19 protein-coding genes are annotated in these 16,850 nt (G+C 72.8%); 9 read left to right on the plus strand and 10 right to left on the minus strand.

The window, feature by feature from the left end; genetic code table 11:
• Position 1: 1 nt before the first annotated feature.
• Entirely contained in the window at positions 2 to 796 is a 795-nt protein-coding gene (locus tag ACIBST_RS33000) for an NTP transferase domain-containing protein (RefSeq protein WP_397177356.1), read from the plus strand.
• Positions 797 to 1,110: 314 nt separating this feature from the next.
• Here the strand turns inward: ACIBST_RS33000 and ACIBST_RS33005 are convergent, their stop codons facing one another.
• Positions 1,111 to 1,425 carry a DUF3099 domain-containing protein gene (locus ACIBST_RS33005; RefSeq protein ID WP_397177358.1) on the minus strand — a complete coding sequence of 105 codons (315 nt, stop codon included), beginning with the start codon at positions 1,423 to 1,425 and terminating at the stop codon, positions 1,111 to 1,113.
• Positions 1,426 to 1,524: 99 nt separating this feature from the next.
• Here ACIBST_RS33005 and ACIBST_RS33010 point away from each other — a divergent pair, with 99 nt between their 5' ends.
• Positions 1,525 to 1,737: a dodecin gene (locus ACIBST_RS33010; RefSeq protein WP_125642491.1), complete on the plus strand. Its 213-nt coding sequence runs from the start codon at positions 1,525 to 1,527 to the stop codon at positions 1,735 to 1,737.
• 207 nt (positions 1,738 to 1,944) lie between these two features.
• Here the strand turns inward: ACIBST_RS33010 and ACIBST_RS33015 are convergent, their stop codons facing one another.
• A complete protein-coding gene (locus tag ACIBST_RS33015) occupies positions 1,945 to 3,303 on the minus strand; it encodes a metallopeptidase TldD-related protein (protein ID WP_397177565.1) in 1,359 nt (452 codons plus the stop codon).
• A 14-nt stretch (positions 3,304 to 3,317) separates the two neighbouring features.
• Positions 3,318 to 4,811 (minus strand): TldD/PmbA family protein, encoded by a 1,494-nt coding sequence (locus tag ACIBST_RS33020; protein ID WP_397177360.1) that lies wholly within the window; start codon positions 4,809 to 4,811, stop codon positions 3,318 to 3,320.
• Positions 4,812 to 4,888: 77 nt separating this feature from the next.
• On the opposite strand from ACIBST_RS33020, the gene ACIBST_RS33025 reads away from it, so the two are divergent.
• Together ACIBST_RS33025 and fabI are read left to right on the plus strand one after the other, a co-directional pair.
• Entirely contained in the window at positions 4,889 to 5,584 is a 696-nt protein-coding gene (locus tag ACIBST_RS33025) for a beta-ketoacyl-ACP reductase (protein WP_352363417.1), read from the plus strand.
• Between the two features lies 1 nt (position 5,585).
• Positions 5,586 to 6,350: an enoyl-ACP reductase FabI gene (gene fabI / locus ACIBST_RS33030; protein ID WP_352327881.1), complete on the plus strand. Its 765-nt coding sequence runs from the start codon at positions 5,586 to 5,588 to the stop codon at positions 6,348 to 6,350.
• Positions 6,351 to 6,357: 7 nt separating this feature from the next.
• Here the strand turns inward: fabI and ACIBST_RS33035 are convergent, their stop codons facing one another.
• Both ACIBST_RS33035 and ACIBST_RS33040 read right to left on the minus strand, forming a co-directional pair.
• Positions 6,358 to 7,224 (minus strand): hypothetical protein, encoded by an 867-nt coding sequence (locus ACIBST_RS33035; RefSeq protein ID WP_397177362.1) that lies wholly within the window; start codon positions 7,222 to 7,224, stop codon positions 6,358 to 6,360.
• Positions 7,225 to 7,348: 124 nt separating this feature from the next.
• Positions 7,349 to 8,296: an aldo/keto reductase gene (locus ACIBST_RS33040; RefSeq protein WP_397177364.1), complete on the minus strand. Its 948-nt coding sequence runs from the start codon at positions 8,294 to 8,296 to the stop codon at positions 7,349 to 7,351.
• Positions 8,297 to 8,442: 146 nt separating this feature from the next.
• Between ACIBST_RS33040 and ACIBST_RS33045 the strand changes: the two genes are divergently transcribed.
• From ACIBST_RS33045 to mshC, 5 genes are read left to right on the plus strand one after another with little or no spacing between them, the layout of a single operon-like run.
• Positions 8,443 to 9,129 carry a histidine phosphatase family protein gene (locus tag ACIBST_RS33045; protein ID WP_352327878.1) on the plus strand — a complete coding sequence of 229 codons (687 nt, stop codon included), beginning with the start codon at positions 8,443 to 8,445 and terminating at the stop codon, positions 9,127 to 9,129.
• Between the two features lie 9 nt (positions 9,130 to 9,138).
• Complete coding sequence (locus tag ACIBST_RS33050; RefSeq protein ID WP_352363409.1) at positions 9,139 to 9,687, plus strand: DUF3090 domain-containing protein; 549 nt, start codon at positions 9,139 to 9,141, stop codon at positions 9,685 to 9,687.
• Positions 9,684 to 10,448: an SCO1664 family protein gene (locus tag ACIBST_RS33055; protein ID WP_397177366.1), complete on the plus strand. Its 765-nt coding sequence runs from the start codon at positions 9,684 to 9,686 to the stop codon at positions 10,446 to 10,448. The genes ACIBST_RS33050 and ACIBST_RS33055 overlap by 4 nt, the downstream gene beginning before the upstream one ends.
• 31 nt (positions 10,449 to 10,479) lie before the next feature.
• Positions 10,480 to 11,136, plus strand: coding sequence for an NRDE family protein (locus tag ACIBST_RS33060; protein ID WP_397177368.1), 657 nt, complete (start codon positions 10,480 to 10,482; stop codon positions 11,134 to 11,136).
• Entirely contained in the window at positions 11,133 to 12,350 is a 1,218-nt protein-coding gene (gene mshC / locus ACIBST_RS33065; RefSeq protein ID WP_397177369.1) for a cysteine--1-D-myo-inosityl 2-amino-2-deoxy-alpha-D-glucopyranoside ligase, read from the plus strand. Before ACIBST_RS33060 ends, mshC begins: the two co-directional genes overlap by 4 nt.
• 115 nt (positions 12,351 to 12,465) lie before the next feature.
• Here mshC and ACIBST_RS33070 read toward each other — a convergent pair whose 3' ends face one another.
• The 5 genes from ACIBST_RS33070 to ACIBST_RS33090 are packed head-to-tail and all read right to left on the minus strand — an operon-like array spanning position 12,466 to position 16,850.
• Complete coding sequence (locus tag ACIBST_RS33070; protein WP_397177371.1) at positions 12,466 to 13,428, minus strand: UDP-glucuronic acid decarboxylase family protein; 963 nt, start codon at positions 13,426 to 13,428, stop codon at positions 12,466 to 12,468.
• Positions 13,425 to 14,297 carry a glycosyltransferase family 9 protein gene (locus ACIBST_RS33075; RefSeq protein ID WP_397177373.1) on the minus strand — a complete coding sequence of 291 codons (873 nt, stop codon included), beginning with the start codon at positions 14,295 to 14,297 and terminating at the stop codon, positions 13,425 to 13,427. The genes ACIBST_RS33070 and ACIBST_RS33075 overlap by 4 nt, the downstream gene beginning before the upstream one ends.
• Positions 14,288 to 14,962: an SDR family oxidoreductase gene (locus ACIBST_RS33080; RefSeq protein WP_397177376.1), complete on the minus strand. Its 675-nt coding sequence runs from the start codon at positions 14,960 to 14,962 to the stop codon at positions 14,288 to 14,290. Before ACIBST_RS33080 ends, ACIBST_RS33075 begins: the two co-directional genes overlap by 10 nt.
• A complete protein-coding gene (locus ACIBST_RS33085) occupies positions 14,959 to 16,302 on the minus strand; it encodes a PfkB family carbohydrate kinase (RefSeq protein ID WP_397177378.1) in 1,344 nt (447 codons plus the stop codon). Before ACIBST_RS33085 ends, ACIBST_RS33080 begins: the two co-directional genes overlap by 4 nt.
• On the minus strand, positions 16,302 to 16,850 hold the full coding sequence (locus ACIBST_RS33090; protein ID WP_387680190.1) for an SIS domain-containing protein: 549 nt from the start codon (positions 16,848 to 16,850) through the stop codon (positions 16,302 to 16,304). The genes ACIBST_RS33085 and ACIBST_RS33090 overlap by 1 nt, the downstream gene beginning before the upstream one ends.

Raw genomic sequence — 16,850 nt, forward strand, 5'->3', positions numbered from 1 at the left:
GGTGCCCTTCGACGCGGTGATCCTGGCCGGGGGAGCGGCCCGCCGTCTGGGCGGCGCCGACAAGCCCGGCCTGGCCGTCGGCGGCCGTCCGCTGGTCGAGCGGGTGGTCGCGGCGGCGTCCGGCGCGCGCCGCACGGTCGTCGTCGGGCCGCGCCGGGAGCTGCCCGGGGTCGTGTTCACCCGGGAGGACCCGCCGGGCGGCGGGCCCGTCCCCGCGCTGGCCGCCGGGTTGCGCCAGGTCGACGCGCCGTGGCTGGTGCTGCTCGCCGGCGACCTGCCGTTCCTGACGGCCGCGCACGTGCGGGAGCTGCTGGCGGCGGCCCGTCCAGGCGCGGGGGGGGCCGTCATGGTCGACGACGACGGCCGCGAGCAGTGGCTGGTCGGCGCCTGGCCGGTGCCGGAGCTGCGGGCGGCGCTCGCCGCCTACTCCGGGCGTTCCCTCAAGGGCCTGCTCGGCCCCCTGACCGGAACGCGGCTGGCCTCGCCGGGCCGGCCGTGGTTCGACTGCGACACGATGGACGACCTGAAGGAGGCTCGCATGAACGTACTCGCCGAGTGGACGGCGCTGGTGTGCACGGAGCTGGGCGTCGACCCCGCCCGGGTGGACCGCGACCTGGTCCTCGACCTGACCAAGGAGGTCGCCCACGGGGTGGCCAGGCCCGCCGCGCCGCTCACCGCCTACCTGCTCGGGCTGGCCCAGGGCGCGGGAAGCGCCCCCGAGGACGCGGTGGCCAGACTGGTCACATTGGCGAAGAACTGGGAGCAGGCGACCACCGAGACGCTGACTGACGGCTGACACTCGAACGAACTCTTGAAGTCAAGCCGGCCGCTTCCTCCAGATTTCCTGGGAATTACGAGGAGGAGGCCGGTGTAAACGATTTCGGGAAAGCGGTCCTATCGGACTCCGGCCGGCGCGGGGGACTGATCGTCCAATGCAAAGGGCTGGCCAGGAAAAGGGCGACGCCGGGTGGTTACGGGGGCAAACCACCCGGCGTCGCTTCATCGGCGTTCCGACGGGGGCCCGGAACGCCGGCACCAGCACTCCGACGGGGGACCGGAGCGCTTGCCTAAAGCGTACACCTACAACCCATGGGATGCGTCAAGACTTAGTCACGACCCGATCTCGCGTCGATGCAGCGGTATCTCGGTTTGGTTAGCCTCGGGGGACTGAAAGTGGGGCGGCGGCGCGCCCTCGCTGCGCTCATTGGCCCCGATTACGGCAATGTATGGCAAAAACACTGCCCCGGCGATGAACAGCAGCCGGTAGGGCCACGGCACCGGCACCACGACCGCCAGGATCAGGCAGATCGTCCGGATGCCCATCTTGATCAGGTAGGCGATCTCACGCTTGCGGATGTCCGCCGTCAGCGAGGGTCTGGCGTCGGTGACCTGGTGGACGTCCGGCTTCTTGCGCCACCCCTTCATACCTTCCACGGTAGACCTCGTACGGGCAGGGCGCGACGGCGCGGCCGGGCGATGAGGAGGGTCATGCGATCATGGCCTTCGAGTAAGGAGGATGGGGAGATGACGGATCGAACGTATCGGGTCACTGAGATAGTCGGCACGTCGGGGGAGAGCCTTGACCAGGCCATCCGCAACGGCCTCCAGCGGGCCTCGCAGACCCTGCGCCACCTGGACTGGTTCGAGGTCACCGAGATCCGCGGCCACCTCGACGGAGGCGAGATCGCGCACTACCAGGTGGGCATGAAGGTGGGCTTCCGCCTGGAGGACTCCTGACCGTCCCCGGACGGCCCGGGGCCGGCGCCCCGGCACACTGACACCCGTCCGAGCCCCGGCCCGCCCTGCGGCGCGCTGGGAGCCCGGACGGCCGCCCGGAACGACGACGCCCGCCGCCCCGCTCGATCGCGGGACGGCGGGCGCGTACGGCGGCCGTGACCCCAGGCGTGACCCCAGGCGTGACCCCGGGCGTGACCTGCGGCCGGGTCAGCTCGCCTGGCTGACCGTCGACATGTTGAAGTCCGGCACCCGCAGCGGCGGCATCACCGTGCGCTGGAAGTAGTCGTTCCACTCGCGGGGCAGCGTGCGCTGCGCCGCCCCCACCTCCGTGACGCGCCCGAGCAGGTCGACCGGGCTCTCGTTGAACCGGAAGTTGTTCACCTCGCCGACGACCTCGCCGTGCTCCACCAGGTAGACGCCGTCGCGGGTGAGGCCCGTGACCAGCAGCGTCTGCGGGTCGACCGCGCGGATGTACCACAGGCAGGTGACGAGCAGCCCGCGCCGGGTGGAGGCGATCATCTCCTCCAGCGACCGGGCGCCCTCCGCCGGGCCGGACATGACGAGGTTGTCGACGCCGGGCGTCACCGGCAGCCCGCTCAGCTCGGCCGAGTAGCGTGTCTGGAGCAGCGACTCCAGCCGGCCGTCCCTGATCCAGTCGGTGGGGCCCAGCGGCAGGCCGTTGTCGAACACGGAGCTGTCGCGGCTGGAGGCGTGCGCGGTGACGAACGGCGCGCATGAGATGCCCGCGGCCCGGGGATCGCTGGACAGCGTGATCGGCAGCGTGGCGAGCTGCTCGCCCACCCGGGTGCCGCCGCCTGGCCCGGAGAACACCGAGCGGCCGTCGAGCGCGTCCCTGGCACCCGCGGACCAGTACAGGTAGATCATCAGGTCGGCCACCGCGCTCGGCGGCAGCAGCGTCTCGTAGCGGCCGGCGGGCAGGTCGACCCGGGTCTTGGCCCACTCCAGGCGCTGGGCCAGCGTGGCGCCGAGCGCGGCCACGTCGACGTCGGCGAAGTCCTCGGTGAACACGCCGGTCCAGGCCGACCGCTTCAGGTCGCCGGACTTGGCGTTGAGCTCCAGGCGGCCGGTCGGCTGGTCGTGCCGCAGCCGCACGCCGGTGGAGGTGCCGAGGAAGGTCGAGGTCAGGGAGTGCTCGGCGAAGCCGTAGAGCTTCCTGTCGCCGGACTCGGCGGCCGAGAACGCCTCGCCGAGCGCGGGCGCGAACCGCTCGAACACCCCGATGTCGGTCGGCCGCACCTCGTCGTCCCAGCCGGGCGCGGCCGGGCCGCCCTCGACCAGCGGGCGGGCGTCCTCGGCGGGCCGGGCCTCGCGGGCCGCCCGGTCGGCCGCCGCGACCACGTCGGGAAGCTGGTCGGCGCGCACGGCCGAGCGCGAGACCACGCCCACGCCCTGCCCGGCCACCGAGATCACGGTCAGCCGGGACGAGCGGGCAACGCCGTTGGTGGTCAGCGTGTTGCCCGCGAAGCGCAGGTTGGCCGTGGAGCCCTCGTCCACCAGCACCACGCAGCCGTCGTTCGCGGAGAGCTCCAGAGCCCTCTCCACCATCTCCTGCGGAGTAGTCACTTGCCGCCCTCCTGCACCGTGTTGAGCACGCGCACGCCCCTGAACAGCGCCGACGGGCATCCGTGGCTGACCGGCGCGACCTGCCCCGGCTGGCCCTTGCCGCAGTTGAAGGCGCCGCCCAGCACGTACGTGCCCGGCCCGCCGACGCCGTCCATCGACTGCCAGAAATCGGTCGTGGTGGCCTGGTAGGCGAAGTCTCTGACCTGCCCGGCCAGCTTCCCGTGCGAGATCCGGTACGCCCGCTGCCCGGTGAACTGGAAGTTGTAGCGCTGCATGTCGATCGACCAGCTCTTGTCGCCCACGATGTACAGGCCGCGCTCCACGCCCGCGATGAGCTCCTCGGTGGAGGGCCCGCCGGGCGCGGCGGCCAGCGACACGTTCGCCATCCGCTGGATCGGCATGTGGCCGGGGGAGTCGGCGAAGGCGCAGCCGTTGGAGCGCCCGAACCCCTTCATCAGCGCCATCCGCCGGTCGAGCTGGTAGCCGACCAGCACGCCGTCCTTGACGATGTCGAAGCTCTGCCCGCGCACGCCCTCGTCGTCGTAGCCGACCGTGGCCAGGCCGTGGGTGACCGTGCGGTCGCCGGTGACGTTCATCAGCGGCGAGCCGTAGACCAGCTCGCCGAGCTGGTCGAAGGTGGCGAAGCTGGTGCCGGCGTAGGCGGCCTCGTAGCCCAGCGCCCGGTCGAGCTCGGTGGCGTGGCCGATCGACTCGTGGATGGTCAGCCACAGGTTGGACGGGTCGATCACCAGGTCGTAGTCGCCCGCCTCGACCGAGGGCGCGGCCAGCTTCTCGGCCAGCAGCTCGGGCAGCCGGCCCAGCTCGGCCGGCCAGTCCCAGCCCGTGCCGGTCAGGTACTCGTAGCCGCGGCCGACCGGCGGCGCGATCGTGGACATGTCGTCGAAGCCGCCCTCGTGCGCCTTCATCGCGTTGAGCGACGGATGCACCCGCACGCGCTGCTGCGTGGTCACCGTGCCCGCGGTGTCGGCGTAGAACTTCTGCTCCTTGACCTGCAGCAGCCGCGCCGAGACGTGGTCGGCGCCCTTGAGCAGCCCGGCCGACCACTCGGCCAGCAGCCCCACCTTGTCGGCGGAGGGCACCTCGAACGGGTCGACGTCGTAGTCGGAGACCCACACCGCGTCGGCGTGCACCGGCTCGGGCGCCAGCTCGATGGGCTCCCGGTTGACAGGCGCGCTCACCTCGGCCACCCGCACCGCCTGCTCGGCCACGGCCGCGGCGGCCTGCGGGGTCAGGTGGATGCCAGCCGCGAACCCCCATGTGCCACCCTTGACGACACGGACGGCGTAGCCGAGGTCGTCGGCGTCGAGCGCGCCTTCGAGGCGGGCGTCGTACAGGCGCAGCGTCTCGGCCCTGACGCGTTCGAGCCGGAAGTCGGCGTGCTCGGCGCCGAGGTCGCGGGCGCGTTGCAGGGCCGCGTCCGCGAGCTGCCGCAGCGGCAGTTCCAGGAAGTCGGGATCGATCTGGCGCATGTCCACGATCCTAACCCTGTGATCTTGTGCCACCCGGACAAGCGGATACTCGCAAGTAAGAGATAGCGTCAGATGCCATGGCACGCTCTGTACTCGTCACCGGAGGCAATCGCGGCATAGGCCTCGCGATCGCCCGTGAACTCGCCGCGGCCGGCGACGCCGTCGCGGTCACCTACCGATCGGGGGAGCCGCCGGAGGGCCTGTTCGGCGTCCGCTGCGACGTCACCAGCACGGCCGAGGTCGAGGCCGCCTTCGACAAGGTCGAGGCCGAGCAGGGGCCGGTCGAGGTCCTCGTCTCCAACGCCGGCATCACCAAGGACACCCTGCTGGCGATGATGAAGGAGGAGACCTTCACCGACGTCATCGACGCCAACCTGACCGGGGCCTACCGGGTGGCCAAGCGCGCCATCAGGCCCATGATGAAGATCAAGCGCGGCCGCATCATCCTCATCTCCTCCGTGGTCGGCCTGTCCGGCCAGGCGGGCCAGGCCAACTACGCCGCCTCCAAGGCCGGCCTGGTGGGCTTCGCCCGCTCCCTGGCCCGCGAGTACGGCTCGCGCAACATCACCGTCAACGTGGTCGCGCCCGGCTTCGTGGCCACCGACATGACGGCCGGCCTCGACCAGGAGGCCATCGTCAAGAACATCCCGCTCGGGCGGCAGGCCGCCCCCGCGGAGATCGCGCGCGTCGTCCGCTTCCTGGCCGGCGACGACGCCTCGTACATCACCGGGGCCGTGATCCCGGTCGACGGCGGACTCGGAATGGGGCACTGACGTGGGAATTCTCGAAGGCAAGCGGATCCTCGTGACCGGCGTGCTCACCGACGCCTCCATCGCCTTCTCGGTGGCCAAGCTGGCCCAGGAGGAGGGCGCCACGGTGGTGCTCACCGGGTTCGGCCGGCTGAGCCTGGTCGAGCGCATCGCCAAGCGGCTGCCCCAGACCCCGCCGGTGCTGGAGCTCGACGTCCAGGACACCGACCAGCTCGACACGCTGGCCGCCCGCGTGGGCGAGCACGTCGACGGGCTCGACGGCGTCGTCCACTCCATCGGGTTCGCGCCGCAGAGCGCCCTCGGCGGCAACTTCCTCAACACGCCGTGGGAGGACGTCGCCACCGCCCTGCAGGTCTCCACGTACTCGTTCAAGTCGCTGGCCGTGGCCTGCCTGCCCCTGATGAAGGAAGGCGGCGCGGTCGTCGGCCTCGACTTCGACGCCTCCAAGGCCTGGCCGGTCTACGACTGGATGGGCGTGGCCAAGGCCGGCCTCGAGTCGTGCAGCCGCTACCTCGCCCGCGACCTGGGCAAGCACAACATCCGGGTCAACCTGGTCTCGGCCGGGCCGCTGCGCACGATGGCCGCCAAGTCGATCCCCGGCTTCAAGGAGTTCGAGGAGAGCTGGCCCGAGCGCTCGCCGCTGGGCTGGGACCTCACCGACACCGTCCCGGCCGCCAAGGCGTGCGTGGCGCTCATGTCCGACTGGTTCCCCGCCACCACCGGCGAGATCGTGCACGTCGACGGCGGCGCGCACGCGATCGGCGGCTGAGCGCCCCTCACGCCAGGCGGTGCCGGCCGCTGCCCGCCGGGGCCGGCTCGAACGGGATCGACTCGCTCGGCTCGGCCCGGTGCCGCCGCTGCTGCACGATCCGGGTGGCCAGCACCGCCGAGCCCAGCAGCACGATCGTCAGCACCGTGCCCAGCACGTCCTGAGCCGGCGGGCTGGGCCGCACCACCCGCTGGTCGCCCAGCGGCACGGCCAGCTCGCGCCCGAACGGGTTGGGCCACAGCAGCTCCACCCGCGAGTCGTCGGGATCGGCGGTCGGCTCCTCGGCGGTGACCGGCCGCTCGTCGTCCAGCGTGTACGGCCGGTGCTGCGGCGGCGTGGGCGGCTGCGTCGGCAGCGGCGCGGTGGCCTCGTCGGTCTCGCGCTCGCGCGGCCGGTCGCCGCGGTGCCGCCCGGTCTCGGTCTCGGTCTGGGGCCCGGGGGACGCCGTCGGGGTGGGCCGGGGCGTCAGCGAGGTGAGCACGCCCTGGTCGCCGCAGGCCAGCACCGGCAGGCACACGTCTTTCAGCGTCTCGGGCACCAGGTCGGAGTGGCTGGGGCTGGGGGAGGGGCGGTCCGATCGCGACGGCTTGGCGGGCCTGCCGGTCGGCACGGCGTCGCCGACGGTGCCGAGCACCTCGCCGGTGGCCTTGTCGACGCCCTTGGTCACCGGGTCGGCCTTGCCGCCGGTCACCTCGTCGACCGTGCCCGTGAGCGCGCCGACGACGTCGCACAACGTGTCGGTGACGCCCGAGAGCAGGCCCCCCTCACCCGGGCAGCCCCGGACGGCGGCGGCGGAAGCGGCCGGCGCCCCCGCCGGGATCGCCGCCAGCGCCACCGCGAGCACCCCGGCCGAGATCGCGGTCCTGCTCCCCATCCGTCCCCTCCTGTGTCGCTTCAGGAGGAAATCCTTATGGACAAGGCCCGTCAGACGCAGGCTTTTTCCCGGTAAAGTTGCGATTCGGTATCGACTAGTGATACGCGAGATGGATTCTCGTTCGTCAGTCGAGCGAGGACACGTCATCGAGCGCCTCCCGGATCTCGATCGGGAGCACGACGTCCTCGGCCGACAGGATGCCCTTGAGCTGCGTGTGGGTGCGGGCGCCGACGATCGCCGAGGCCACCCCGGGCTGGTCGCGCACCCACGACAGCGCCACCGCCAGCGGCGAGACGCCGAGCCCGTCGGCGGCGGTCGTGACCGACTCGACCACGCTGCGGCCCCGCTCGTCGAGATAGGGACGGACGAAGTCGGCGAAGTGCGGCGTCGCGGCGCGGGAGTCGGCCGGGATGCCGGTGCGGTACTTGCCGGTCAGCACGCCCCGGCCGAGCGGCGACCAGGCCAGCACGCCGACGTCGAGGTGGGCGGCGGCGGGCAGCAGCTCGCGCTCGGGCTCGCGGGCCAGCAACGAGTACTCGACCTGGGCCGAGGTGATCGGGATGCGGCCGGGGACCGCCTTCTGGGTGACCGCGGCGGCGGCGAGCTGCCAGCCCGCGTAGTCGCACACGCCGGCGTAGACGGCCCGGCCGGAGGAGACGATCGCGTCGAGGGCGGCCAGGGTCTCCTCCAGCGGCACCTCGGCGTCGTAGGTGTGGAGCTGCCACAGGTCGACGTAGTCGAGGCCGAGCCGGTTGAGCGACTCGTCGACGGCGGCGATCAGGTGGCGCCTGGAGGCGTCGCGCGGCCGGCGGCCGGTCGGGGTGACCACGGCCTTGGTGGAGATCACCAGCTCCGAGCGCGGCACGGAGTCGCGCAGCATGCGGCCGAGCAGCCGCTCGGAGTCGCCGCCGGTGTAGACGTCGGCGGTGTCGACGAGGGTGCCGCCCGCGTCGACGAACGAACGGAGCTGGGCGGCCGCCTCCTCCGGGTCGGTGTCACGGCCCCAGGTCATCGTGCCGAGCCCCAGCCGGGACACCGACAGGCCGCTGCGGCCGACATAGCGCTGCTCCATGATCCCGCCAGGTTACCAAGAACGGGCACGCCCGCCAGTCCGCCGCTCCAATGTCCTGCCTGGTGAGGAGCGTGGCGGCGGGTGGATGCGAAGTTTTCTCGCAGGTGCGTGAAACATGGTGATCCGCGCCTGCGACACTTGCTGGTGTGACCACCCTTCTGCTGGCCCGCCACGGGCTGACCGACCTCACCGGGCCGGTGCTGGCCGGGCGCACCCCGGGGGTGCACCTGAGCGAGGCCGGGCGGGCGCAGGCCGAGGCGCTGGCCGGCCGCATCGCCGGGGTCCGGCTCGACGCCGTCGTCTCCAGCCCGCTCGAACGCTGCCGCGAGACCGCCGAGGCCGTCGCCAAGGGCCGCGGGGCGGACGTGCTCGTCGACGAGCGGCTGATCGAGTGCGGCTACGGCACCTGGACCGGCCGCCCGCTCAAGGAGCTCGCGCAGGAGCCGCTCTGGCAGACCGTGCAGGCGCATCCGAGTGCGGTGACATTTCCGGAAGGGGAGTCGCTGGCCGATATGCAACATCGGGCGGTCGCCGCCGTCCGGGAGTGGAATCGACGCCTCGGGTTGAAGGGTGTCTACCTGGCGTGCACCCACGGAGACGTCATCAAGGCGATCGTGGCGGACGCTCTGGGGCTGCACCTCGATCATTTTCAGCGGATAACAGCCGATCCTGCGGCCCTCACCGTGATTCGCTATGCCCCCTTGCGTCCCTTTGTTCTCAGGATTAACGATATGGGGGAATTGCGGTTGCCCGAGGATTCGGAGGAGAAAGACGGGGGAGAAAACATCACCGGGAGCGATGCCGCCGTCGGCGGTGGACCCGGGACCACGTAAGGTCAGGCTATGCCGGTCTTCGACTACGACCCACCGGAGAGGTTCGTCGCCGGCGCCCTGGGGCAGCCGGGCGCGCGGGTCTTTTTTCTGCAGGCCAGGGCCGAGGGCAGACTGACCACCGTGGCGCTGGAGAAGCTGCAGGTGGCTGCGCTCGCGGGCAGGCTCGACGAGCTGCTCGACGAGGTTCTGCGGCTCAGCGGGGGCACCGCGCACGTGCCCGCGCTGGCTCCGGCCGACCTGGCCGACGACGCCCCCCTCGACGTGCCGGTCGCGGAGGACTTCCGGGTCGGCACCATGGCGCTGGCCTGGGACGACGACAAGTCCCAGGTGGTGATCGAGGCGCAGGAGGTCATCGACGAGGAGGACCTCGACGGCCCCGACCCCGCCGTGCTGCGGGTGCGGATCAGCGCCGGCGCCGCGCGCGCCTTCACCCGCAGAGCGCTCCAGATCGTGGCGGCGGGCCGGCCTCCCTGTCCCCTGTGCGGGCAGCCGCTCGACGCCGAAGGCCATGTCTGCGTCCGACTCAACGGCTACCGCGGGGGTGAGGCGGCTTCATGACCGCTCCTGAGAGCGAACCGGCCGTCAAGCCGCCACAAGGGCCGATCATGCAGGAGGAGGAGGCGCTCACGCTGCTGCGCGACGGGCGCCTGGAGGTGGCCGGCCGCCTGGTCGAGGCCACCAACATGACCCTCTACTGCTCGATCAAGCTGGGCAGCCGCAGCGCCGCCTGCGTCTACAAGCCGGTGCGCGGCGAGCGCCCCCTGTGGGACTTCCCCGACGGCACCCTCGCCGCCCGCGAGGTGGCCGCCTACGAGGTCTCCCAGGCGACCGGCTGGCGCATCGTGCCGCCGACCGTCTACCGCGAGGGCCCGTTCGGTCCCGGCATGTGCCAGTTGTGGATCGACACCGAGCGCGAGATCGACCTCATGCGGCTGGTCAAGAGCCGCAACCCGGTGGTGCGCCGGATGGCGGTGTTCGACGCGGTGGTCAACAACGCCGACCGCAAGGGCGGTCACCTGCTGCCGCTGCCGACCGGGCACGTCTACGGCGTCGACCACGGCGTCTGCTTCTCGGTCGAGGACAAACTGCGTACCGTGCTGTGGCAGTGGCGGGGCAAGCCGCTGGCGCGCGAGGCGGTGGCGGTGCTGGCCAAGCTGGAGCGCGACCTGGAGTCGGGGTCGCTGGGGCGGCGGCTGCGCGAGCTGCTCACTCCGGCCGAGGTGGAGGCCACCTGGCGGCGGGTCAGGCGGCTGCTGGACACCGGCGTGCATCCGTACCCGTCGGAAGGGTGGCCGGCCGTTCCCTGGCCCCCCATCTGAGAACTGGCGGGCGTTTTATACCCTTTGCCGCATGTGCACGCTGATCGTGAGAACCGGGGAGCCGCTGACCCTCATGGGCGTGCGGGACGAGCTCACCGACCGCCCCTGGGAGGGGCCCGGGGAGCACTGGCCCGAGCATCCCGGCGTGATCGGCGGCCGTGACCTCAAGGGCGGCGGCACCTGGATGGCCCTCTCGCCGTCCGCCTGCCGCGCCGCCGCCCTCCTCAACGGCCACGGCAGGCAGGCCCCGGAGACCACCAGGGTCTCCCGCGGCGACCTGGCGCTGATCGCGGTGTCCACGGGCGGCGTCCCGGACGTCGACCTGACCCGCTACGACCCCTTCCACCTCGTGCTCGCCGACCTGTCCGGCGTACGGCTGTTCAGCTGGGACGGCGACCGCCTCACCGCCGCCGCCCTGCCCGAGGGCACCAGCATGGTCGTCAACACCGGCCTCGACCCGGACGCCGGCCGCGTACGGGCCCACCTGCCGCGCTTCGCGAGCGCGCCCGACTGGGCGGAGCTGATCACCGGCGCGCACTCCGACCGGCCGGACGCCCTCCTGGTGCGCAACACGCTGCCCGACGGCCGGGTCTACGCCTCGCTGTCGGTGATGCGGGTCACGCTGGCGCAGGACGACACCGCCTACGAGTTCACGGACCTTACGGCACGGATAGGCTCAAAGGCATGAGATCGTGGTCTGCCCAGAACATCCCCAAGCTCCCAGGTGAGAGCATTCCGCTGCGTCTCTACGACACGACGACGAGGCAGGTGCGGCAGACCGATCCCGGCCCCACCGCCCGGATGTACGTCTGCGGCATCACCCCCTACGACGCCACCCACCTCGGCCACGCCAACACCTACCACGCCTTCGACCTGGTGGGCCGGATGTGGCGGGACGCCGGGCACGAGGTCCACTACACCCAGAACGCCACCGACGTGGACGACCCGCTGCTGGAGCGGGCCGCCCAGACCGGCGTCGACTGGCAGGAGCTGGCCGAGCGCGAGATCGAGCTGTTCCGCACCGACATGGAGGCGCTGCGCATCCTGCCGCCGCGCGAGTACGTCGGCGTCACCGAGGTCGTGGGCCACGTCGCCGACCTGATCACCGAGCTCGCCGCCAAGGGCTGCACCTACGACCTCGACGGCGACGTCTACTTCAAGGTGGCCGACGCCCCCAAGTTCGGCCAGGTGTCGGGCTACGACGAGGCCGAGATGCTGGCCCTGTCCGCCGAGCGCGGCGGCGACCCCGACCGGCCGGGCAAGCGGCACCCGCTCGACTGGCTGCTGTGGCGGGCCGAGCGGCCCGGCGAGCCGGCCTGGGAGAGCAGCCTGGGCCGGGGGCGTCCCGGCTGGCACATCGAGTGCACCGCGATCGCGCTGCGCAACCTGGGCCCCGGCTACGACGTGGCGGGCGGCGGCTCCGACCTGATCTTCCCGCACCACGAGTGCGGCGCCTCCGAGGGGCACGCGGCGACGGGGGAGTGGCCGTTCGCCAAGTTCTACACGCACGCGGGCATGGTGGCGCTCGACGGCGAGAAGATGTCGAAGTCCAGGGGCAACCTGGTGTTCGTCAGCCGGCTGCGGCAGCAGCACGACCCGATGGCCGTGCGGCTCGTCCTGCTGGCCCACCACTACCGGGAGGACTGGGAGTACACGCCCGACCAGCTCGCCGCCGCCGAGCGCCGGCTCGCGCTGTGGCGCTCGGCCGTCGCCCTGCAGGGCGCGCCGCGCGCGGAGGAGCTGCTGGCCACGGTCCGCGAGCGGATGGCCGACGACCTCGACTCGCCGGGCGCGCTGGCCGCGATCGACGCCTGGGCCGAGCGGGCGCTGGCCGAGGGCGGGCCGCAGCGGCCCGGCCTGGTCAAGGATCTCGCCGACGCCCTGCTCGGCATCGCGCTCTGACCGCCGCCCGGCTTCGGGCCCAGAGGGCGAACGCACGGGTGACATGGTCGTGGGCCGGGCTGCCGCGCCCGGCCCACGACCTCCCGTGGAGTCGCCGATCCCTCGGCGTTCTCCGTCACACACGCAGCTCCTCGAACCTGTCGTTCGCGGCGAGCTCCGCGGTGAACCACTCGATCGTGCGCCGCAGCCCCTCCTTGGCGGGCACCTCCGCCCGCCAGCCCAGCCGCTCGGCGGCCAGGGTGGTGTCGGGCCTGCGCACCTTCGGATCGTCGGCGGGCCGGTCGATGAACTCGATCTCCGAGGCCGAACCGGTCAGGTCGCGGATGAGGGTGGCCAGCTCCAGCATGGTCAGCTCGTCCGGGTTGCCGATGTTGACCGGGCCGGTGAAGTCGCTGCGGGCCATCGCCAGGATGCCCGAGACGGTGTCGTCCACGTAGCAGATCGACCTGGTCTGGGAGCCGTCGCCGGTGATGGTGAGCGGCTCGCCCTTCAGCGACTGCCGGATGAACGTCGGGATCGCCCGGCCGTCGAACGGGCGCATCCGCGGGCCGTAGGTGTTGAAGATGCGCACGATGCCGGTGTCGGTGCCGCGCGAGTGGCGGTAGGCGGTGGTCAGCGACTCGGCGAAGCGCTTGGCCTCGTCGTACACGCTGCGCGGGCCGACCGGGTTGACGTTCCCCCAGTACGTCTCCTTCTGCGGGTGCTCCAGCGGGTCGCCGTACACCTCGCTGGTGGACGCCAGGACGAACCGGGCGCCCTTCTCCCTGGCCAGCCCGAGCGCGTGCAGGGTGCCCACGCTGCCCACCCGCAACGTCTCGATCGGGTAGCGCAGGTAGTCGGCCGGCGAGGCGGCCGAGGCGAAGTGCAGCACCAGGTCCACCCGGCCCGGGACGTGCACGTACCCGGTCAGGTCGCTCTCGATGAGCCGGAAGGCGGGATTGTCCAGCAGGTGCTCGACGTTGCGCGGGCCGCCGGTCAGGAAACTGTCCATGCAGATGACCTCGGAGCCCTCCTCCAGCAGACGTTCGCACAGGTAGGAACCGAGGAAGCCGGCTCCGCCGGTGACCAGAGCCCTCATGACGTGACCTCCAGAGCTGCGTCGACCACTTCCGACACCTCGATCCTGAGCAGGCCGGGATCGGGGCGCAGGCCGTGCGGGTCGCCCTTGCGACCGGCCCACAGGGCCACGTGCCGCCATCCGGGCGGCGGCCCCCACTCCGACGGCGGCACGGGGCCGAACAGCACCACCGACGGCACGCAGAACGCCGTCGCCAGGTGCGCGACCCCGGTGTCGCCGCAGACCACCAGCCGGGCCCGGCTGACCAGGTCGATCAGGTCGGCCAGACGGGTGCGGCCGGCCAGCATGCGTTCCGGCGGCAGCCCGGCCAGCTCGGCGACCTTCGTGGCGATCGGCACCTCGTCGGCGTTGCCGGTGACGACCACGTCGTCCAGCGCCGCCGCGACCTCGGCGAACCGCTCGGGCGGCCAGCGCCGCGCCGGGTAGGCGGCCCCCGGATGCACGATCACCGGGCCCGTCCGGTCGGAGATGCCGAGCGTCAGGTCCTCCGGGTCGGCGGGGATGCCGTGCCACTCCAGCAGGCCGCACCAGCGCCGCACCTCGTGCACGCCGTCCTGCCACGGCGGGCCGACGCCGAAGCTGATCAGCCGGCCCGGGTCGGTGGCGCGCAGCGCCTCGATGCTCTGCGGCCCCTTGCCGTGCAGGTTGACCGCGATGTCGGGCCGCCGGAACGGCACCGGGCCCGGCCCGGACACGTCCACCTGGGCGTCCACCGCGCCGATCAGCGGCAGCAGGGCCTCCAGGGACTTGGGCGCGGCCAGCGTGATCCGGTGCCCGGGAAAGGACTGGCGCAGCGCCCGCAGCGCGGGGACGGCCGTGAGCAGGTCGCCCAGGCCGAGCCCGCGCAACGCGAGCAGTTCTAGGGCCATGACGTCTCCGTGGAGGGGCAGACGACCAGCTCTCTGACCTCGCACCCGGCCGGCTGCCGGAGCGCGAACACGACGGTCTGGGCGACGTCGGCCGGGTCGTTCAGCCCCGCCTCCGGGCCCGGCTTGTACTGCTCGGGACGTCCGTCGAAGAAGCTCGTCCGCATGCCGCCCGGGATCAGCAGGGTCACCCCCACCTCGCCGCGCAGCTCGACCGCCAGCCCCCTGGTGAAGCCGACGACGCCGAACTTGGACGCCGAGTACGCCGAGGCGTCGCTCAGCGGGCGCAGCCCGAGCGTCGAGGCGCAGGTCACCACCTTGCCGCGGGTCCGCTTCAGGTACGGCAGCGCCGCCCGGACGACGGCGGCCGTGCCGAGCAGGTTGACCTGGATCACCCGCTCCCAGTCGTCGGCGGGCACGTCCTCCAGGCGCCCGCAGGCGTCGATGCCGGCCGCGGTCACCACGCCGTCCAGGCCGCCGGCCCGCTCGGCCAGCTCGCGTACGGCCCGCTCGGCCTGCCCGCGGTCGGCCAGGTCGGCCGTGACGTGGTCGAAGCGCTGGTCCGGCTCGCGCACGTCGACGACGAGCGCCCGCCAGCCCTCCTTCTCGACCGCTTCGGCGGTGGCCAGGCCGAGACCGGAGGCGCCCCCGGTGATCAAAATATTCACTGGATCTCCCTGATCAGATTGCTGGTCGAACGTCCCGGCAGCGTGCTGAGCGCGACGAACTCGGCGCCGAGCCGCTTCAGGACCTGTGACTCGGGCAGGACTTCCCCCTCGTAGTCCCCGCCCTTCACCCACACGTCGGGCCGCAGCAGCTCGATGGACTCGGCCGGGGTGTCCTCCTCGAACACCAGGACCGCGTCCACGCAGCTCAGCGCCCGCAGCACCTCGACCCGGTCACGCGCGTCGACGACGGGCCTGGACGGGCCCTTCAGCCTGCGCACCGAGTCGTCGGAGTTGACGCAGACGACGAGAGCGTCGCCCAGCGCCCTGGCCCGCCGCAGGAGGCTCACGTGCCCCGCGTGCAACAGGTCGAAACAGCCGCCGGTGGCGATCAGCCGGCCGCCCCGCGCGCGGGTGAGCCTGGCCACCTCCAGCGCGGTGCGCGGCCGGTCGCCGAGCCGCTGCTCCTGGGTCCTGACGGTGGCGGCCCCGCCGCGCTCGACGAAGCGCGAGGCCTCGCCGACGCCGATGGTGACCGCCTCCTCGACGTCCGCGCCGTCCCGCAGCGCGAGCGCCGCGGCGCCGGCGAGCCGGTCGCCCGCGCCGCACGCGTCCTGCCCGGCGGCCGTCACCGGCGGCGGCACCCGCGTCAGCGGGCCGCCCTGGACGGCCAGCGTGGCGCCGTTGCCGCCGGTGGTGACCGCCACGGCTGCGGCGCGCAGCTCCCGCACCAGGCGGCGGGCCGCCTGGTCGGGGCCGCGGTAGCCGTCCGGGCACAGCATCCTGGCCTCCGCCTCGCTCGGCGTCAGCAGCGTGCAGCCCGGCATGGGCGGCCCGCCCCGGGGATGCGGGTCCCACACGACCGGTACGCGGGTCTCGCGCAGCGGCTCCCGGGCCAGGCCGGCCACGCCCCTGCCGTAGTCGGAGACCAGCACGGCGCCGGCGCGGGCCAGCACCGCCGTGATCTCCTCGGGGATCTCGCCGGGCGGGTCGGACGGGGCCACGCCGTCGCCGCTGTCGAGCCTGAGCATGGTCTGGCCCCTCGACCTGACCCTGGTCTTGCGCACGGTCCCGCCGTTCAGCGGCAGGCGTACCAGCTCGACCTCCTCCGACAGCAGCGCGCACAGGCGGTGACCGTCGGGGTCGTCGCCGATCGCGGTGATCAGCACCACCTCCGCGCCGTCCCGCGCGGCCAGCAGCGCGGCCAGCCCGGCCCCGCCGGGACGGGCGTGCTCGGCCGCGATGTCGACCACCGGGACCGGCGCGTCCGGGCACAGCCGCTCGCTGTCGCCCTCGACGTCCACGTCGAGCAGCGTGTCGCCGATGACGACGAGGGGGCCCATCAGACGGCCTCCTCGACGGCGTCGCAGAGCAGGTGGATCATGGCGAGATGCACCTCCTGGACGGTGGCCGTCTCCTGCGCGGGCACGGCCACCGCCTCGTCGCACAAGTCGGCCAGCGGGTTCGGCGCGGGCCCGGTCAGCGCCCAGGCGACGACGCCGACCTCCTGCGCCGCCCGGGCCGCGGCCAGCACGTTCGGGCTGCCGCCGCTGGTCGACAGGCACATCAGCACGTCACCGGGACGGCCGTGCGCGCGCACCTGGCGGGCGTAGACCTCCTCGTGGCCGAAGTCGTTGGCGATCGCGGTCATCGAGGAGCTGTCGCCGTGCAGCGGGATCGCCGCGTACGGCGGCCGGTCGGCCCGGAACCGGCCCACCAGCTCGGCCGTCAGGTGCTGGGCCTCGGCCGCCGACCCGCCGTTGCCGCAGGCCAGCAGCCGGCCGCCGGCCGACAGCACGCCGGCCAGCTTCCCGCCCCAGGCACGGATGGTGACCGCGTGGTCGTCGACCTTCTCCAGCGTGGTCCAGAGCTTTTCCAGATGTCTGTCCAT

It is taken from the genome of Nonomuraea sp. NPDC049684, from assembly GCF_044465345.1.
GTDB lineage: Bacteria > Actinomycetota > Actinomycetes > Streptosporangiales > Streptosporangiaceae > Nonomuraea.

Excerpts from the sequence above, each read along its gene's own strand:
- ACIBST_RS33090 (WP_387680190.1), bottom strand. The coding sequence starts at position 16,850 with ATGGACAGACATCTGGAAAAGCTCTGGACCACGCTGGAGAAGGTCGAC.
- ACIBST_RS33070 (WP_397177371.1), bottom strand. The coding sequence starts at position 13,428 with ATGAGGGCTCTGGTCACCGGCGGAGCCGGCTTCCTCGGTTCCTACCTG.
- ACIBST_RS33040 (WP_397177364.1), bottom strand. The coding sequence starts at position 8,296 with ATGGAGCAGCGCTATGTCGGCCGCAGCGGCCTGTCGGTGTCCCGGCTG.
- ACIBST_RS33050 (WP_352363409.1), top strand. The coding sequence starts at position 9,139 with ATGCCGGTCTTCGACTACGACCCACCGGAGAGGTTCGTCGCCGGCGCC.
- ACIBST_RS33005 (WP_397177358.1), bottom strand. The coding sequence starts at position 1,425 with ATGAAGGGGTGGCGCAAGAAGCCGGACGTCCACCAGGTCACCGACGCC.
- ACIBST_RS33055 (WP_397177366.1), top strand. The coding sequence starts at position 9,684 with ATGACCGCTCCTGAGAGCGAACCGGCCGTCAAGCCGCCACAAGGGCCG.
- mshC (WP_397177369.1), top strand. The coding sequence starts at position 11,133 with ATGAGATCGTGGTCTGCCCAGAACATCCCCAAGCTCCCAGGTGAGAGC.
- ACIBST_RS33010 (WP_125642491.1), top strand. The coding sequence starts at position 1,525 with ATGACGGATCGAACGTATCGGGTCACTGAGATAGTCGGCACGTCGGGG.
- ACIBST_RS33015 (WP_397177565.1), bottom strand. The coding sequence starts at position 3,303 with ATGGTGGAGAGGGCTCTGGAGCTCTCCGCGAACGACGGCTGCGTGGTG.
- ACIBST_RS33025 (WP_352363417.1), top strand. The coding sequence starts at position 4,889 with ATGGCACGCTCTGTACTCGTCACCGGAGGCAATCGCGGCATAGGCCTC.
- ACIBST_RS33035 (WP_397177362.1), bottom strand. The coding sequence starts at position 7,224 with ATGGGGAGCAGGACCGCGATCTCGGCCGGGGTGCTCGCGGTGGCGCTG.
- ACIBST_RS33020 (WP_397177360.1), bottom strand. The coding sequence starts at position 4,811 with ATGCGCCAGATCGATCCCGACTTCCTGGAACTGCCGCTGCGGCAGCTC.
- ACIBST_RS33060 (WP_397177368.1), top strand. The coding sequence starts at position 10,480 with ATGTGCACGCTGATCGTGAGAACCGGGGAGCCGCTGACCCTCATGGGC.
- ACIBST_RS33085 (WP_397177378.1), bottom strand. The coding sequence starts at position 16,302 with ATGGGCCCCCTCGTCGTCATCGGCGACACGCTGCTCGACGTGGACGTC.
- ACIBST_RS33075 (WP_397177373.1), bottom strand. The coding sequence starts at position 14,297 with ATGGCCCTAGAACTGCTCGCGTTGCGCGGGCTCGGCCTGGGCGACCTG.